This window comes from uncultured Butyricimonas sp. (genome assembly GCF_959596855.1).
GTDB lineage: Bacteria > Bacteroidota > Bacteroidia > Bacteroidales > Marinifilaceae > Butyricimonas > Butyricimonas muris.
Genome location: NZ_CAUFYA010000095.1, coordinates 1 through 3,550, shown reverse-complemented (window position 1 = coordinate 3,550; position 3,550 = coordinate 1). Strand labels below are relative to the sequence as shown.

General features: G+C 42.3%; 4 protein-coding genes. All 4 read left to right on the top strand.

Annotation, left to right across the window (positions count from 1 at the left end; translation table 11 throughout):
• The first annotated feature begins 177 nt into the window (after nucleotides 1-177).
• The 4 genes from Q5866_RS20870 (at nucleotide 178) to Q5866_RS20855 (ending at nucleotide 3,547) form a co-directional block, all read left to right on the top strand.
• On the top strand, nucleotides 178-711 hold the full coding sequence (locus tag Q5866_RS20870) for a hypothetical protein (RefSeq protein WP_303182314.1): 534 nt from the start codon (nucleotides 178-180) through the stop codon (nucleotides 709-711).
• Between the two features lies 1 nt (nucleotide 712).
• Nucleotides 713-1,372: a Rha family transcriptional regulator gene (locus tag Q5866_RS20865; protein WP_303182313.1), complete on the top strand. Its 660-nt coding sequence runs from the start codon at nucleotides 713-715 to the stop codon at nucleotides 1,370-1,372.
• 287 nt (nucleotides 1,373-1,659) lie between these two features.
• Complete coding sequence (locus tag Q5866_RS20860; RefSeq protein WP_303182312.1) at nucleotides 1,660-2,829, top strand: phage portal protein; 1,170 nt, start codon at nucleotides 1,660-1,662, stop codon at nucleotides 2,827-2,829.
• Nucleotides 2,830-2,836: 7 nt separating this feature from the next.
• Complete coding sequence (locus Q5866_RS20855) at nucleotides 2,837-3,547, top strand: HK97 family phage prohead protease (RefSeq protein ID WP_303182311.1); 711 nt, start codon at nucleotides 2,837-2,839, stop codon at nucleotides 3,545-3,547.
• Nucleotides 3,548-3,550 lie beyond the last annotated feature (3 nt).

Sequence of the window (3,550 nt, the reverse complement as noted above, 5' to 3'; positions counted from 1 at the left end):
TAATGACTAAAGAGGGTTTCATGGAACTGTTTTGGTCGAAAGTAACTTCCGGAATTACCTATCGCAAGGCATACGAGGAAGTCGAGGTAGATCATGAGCAAGCGTTTAAAAAGCGTAGATACTCGAATTTCGAGAGTTTCAAGAGAGTTTTGTACCGGAAGAAATAAAAAATTGAGGATGAAGTTTGAAATTATGGATAATAGTTGTACGTTTGTGACGAAACTTCGCCAAAGTTTTGACATAACAATTTCAGTTAGTGGTATTTTTTATACCCTAGTAATTGCTATTATCTATAAAGATATAGCCGTTGGTTTCCCTTCACGGGCTGCTGCTGAAATATGTTGTAGTCGGGACTTTGGCGAGTTTTGGGAAGCTGACGGCTTCTTTATTAATCAAATTTCGTCGAATATGCCAAAGTCCCACGAGATTTGTGAAGGTGTGAAGTATAGTACCACCAGAACACGTATACCCCAACGAAACGAGGGTAAATTACTTTCCGAAATTAAAGAGTTGCAAAAGCAACTGAAACAAATGACACGAAAATTCGAGATCGAGAAAGATTGCAAGAATCAAGCTTATTATTGGGTTTTAAGTTCCGGCAACTTTAAGCGATTCGCTGAATTTTGCAAGAAACATCCCGCCAACCTTGATTATCACGGGGCGTGTCTTGCTCAACTTTATCTGGATTCATTAACTAACAAAGAATACTAACATGGAAAATTTAATTTTATCTTCTAACGATGGCAGGATGTCGTCGGTGGAAATTGCACGAATTACAGAAAAAAGACACAGTGACGTGCTTGAATCCATACGTAATATGGAACCCGCATGGGAGAAAGTTGCCGAACGGAAATTTCCGCTGGGCTCTTACAGGGATGCGAACAATCAAGAAAGACCATGTTTTTACTTGAATAAAACGGAATGTTTGTATGTGGCTACTAAATTTAATGATGAAGCGAGGGCAAAGCTCATTCTTCGGTGGGAAGAACTTGAAACAAAAGCGAGGAAACCTCTTACTTCTGCTGAAATGTTATTACAACAATGTCAGATGCTGGTAGAGCAGGAAAGAAGGTTGAAAGATGTCGAGGAAAATCAAAAGAGCATAGAGGAGAAAGTTGCGATTATCGAGGCGAAGACTCAAACCCGTCCGAATTATTTTACTGTTGTTGGTTACGCCACGTTAAATGAAATAGACGTGACGATAAGGTTGGCGAGTTCGCTCGGTAAGAAAGCGGCGAGCCTGTGCAAAAAGCGGGGAATCCCGACAGAGGAGATACCCGATCCCCGCTTCGGGAAGGTGAAAACGTATCCGGAATCGATATTGAAAGAAGTATTTGATCAACCTTTGAATCGGAGCGTGGTTAAATTTTAGATAGTACCTCTTTAAATAAACATGTTGCCCCGTTATCACGTGCGATAGCGGGGCAATTAATCAAAATAATTGAAGTATTTAGAACCTCATGGTACTTGATTCTTTGACTAACGAGTGAATGCTCGTTATAATTTTTTCTTTTTGTTCTTCGGATATATATGCGTTTGTATAATATGATAAAATTCAGCTTTTTGTATGTGATTCTACCCTAAAATAGGGAAAAGGGTGACAGTGTCACCTTGATTCATTTGTGTGATTGGGGGAAATTTGTAGAAAAAAGAAAAGCTATGAATTTCCTTGATCGTGCATTAAATAAAATCGGTTACGTGAGAAGCGTGGATGTCGAACAAAAAGGTTCGGTAAAAGAAGCCGCTTCCACCATTATTCCTAGCGTGAGAGTGAATAATGACACGGCTTTGAAATTTACTGCCGTGTTCTCGGCTATACGCTTGAGAAGCGAAAATATAGCATCCTTGCCGAAACGTGTGTTCAAGGAAACGAGTAATGGTAAGGTTGCAGACTTGAAACACCCGGCAAGTATCGTGATGCGGGAACGTCCTAACGGCTACATGAATGTTTTCACGTTTTGGGAATACCTGAATGCTTGTCTTGACGGGTGGGGCAACGCTTACGCTTTGATCGAAACGGATGGGCGTGGCTACCCGATAGCTTTGCACCCGTTACACCCGAGAGACGTGAGTGTAACATTTAAAGACCGGGAGAAATATTTTAAAGTTTCCGCCACGGGTTTCTCCGGGACGTATGTTGATGGTGAAATTTGTCATTTTTTTTCGTTGTCTAATGACGGGATTTCTGGGATAAACCCGATTTCTTATAACGCTGACGCAATCGGTTTAGGAATTTCGGCGACTCAATTCGGGAAAGATTTTTTCGAGAGCGGGGGAAACATAAAGGCTGTTATGGAGGCGGAGGGGGAAGTTGCTCAAGATGCTTACGAGCGACTAAAAGAGCAAGTAAAGAATAATCATAATACCCCTATTTTAGAGTTTGGTATAAAATATAGAACGGTAGGGATAGCCCCGGAAGCAGCGCAAATGTTGCAAACGAAGTTATTCTCTATACAGGATATTTCCCGTATATTTAACATTCCCCCGCACATGCTTGCCGATTTATCCCATGCCAATTACTCGACCGTTGAACAACAAAATATTCTTTTCGGGCAATATTCCATGCGCCCAACGGTAAAGCTGTACGAGGTTGAGTTAGAGCGCAAATTGTTTCTTGACACGGAAGATTATAGCGTGAAATTCGATTTAAAGGGACTGATGCGGGGTGATTCGCAGGCTAGAGCTAATTATTACAATATGATGTTATCTACCGGATCGATGAGTCGAAACGAGGTAAGAGTTGAGGAAGGATTAGAAAGAGTTGAAGGACTTGACGAATTTCTTGTAGCGTTGAACATGGGTAAGAACGATGAAAAAACAAAACAATAATAAGACTATGAAGCAAAGTATTTACGATAGAATGGCGATCCGGGCGGCGATACCGGCAGACGTGGAAGAAACTCGGACGTTGGAATTTGTGGCGAGTGATAACACGCGAGATTCTTACGGGACAGTGCTACCCGTGGATAAATGGGATTTGGACAGGTTTAATAAAAACGGTCTGGTGACATACCAGCACAGGGTGTATAGTGATGATCCGGATTCGGTGATAGGTAAAGCGGAGGTGAGGGTTGAGAAAAAGAAACTGATTGTCCGGATAACTTTCGAGTCTGCCGAATTGAACCCGTTAGCTGAAAAAGTGTTTAGAAAGATTCTCGCGGGAACGCTGAACGGGGTTAGTGTTTCGTTTTCTCCCACGAGTAGGATTGTTGGGCATTGGGGAGAAGGTAAGGAATCCCGTGACGGAGAAAATGCTACATTTTATTTTGATGGGCAGGAATTGCTGGAGGTTGCCGTGGTTACATTACCGAGTAACAAGAATGCCACCCGGAGAAGTTTTGAAACCGACATTGTTAGAACGATTTATGACACGTTAGAGGGTAAACGGACTTATTCCGAGATCGAGGCAATGACTATCGGGGAAGCGATGAGGCTCATGGGGGCGGCTCCGGAAGAACAACAGGATAATGAAGAGAACGAGCCTCGTGACGGGGCTGACGATAATACTTCTGCTATCGAGGTAGCGAGAGCGATGTGTAATTTATAATCT

Coding starts and splice junctions, on each gene's coding strand:
- Q5866_RS20870 (WP_303182314.1), top strand. CDS start 178: ATGAAGTTTGAAATTATGGATAATAGTTGTACGTTTGTGACGAAACTT.
- Q5866_RS20855 (WP_303182311.1), top strand. CDS start 2,837: ATGAAGCAAAGTATTTACGATAGAATGGCGATCCGGGCGGCGATACCG.
- Q5866_RS20865 (WP_303182313.1), top strand. CDS start 713: ATGGAAAATTTAATTTTATCTTCTAACGATGGCAGGATGTCGTCGGTG.
- Q5866_RS20860 (WP_303182312.1), top strand. CDS start 1,660: ATGAATTTCCTTGATCGTGCATTAAATAAAATCGGTTACGTGAGAAGC.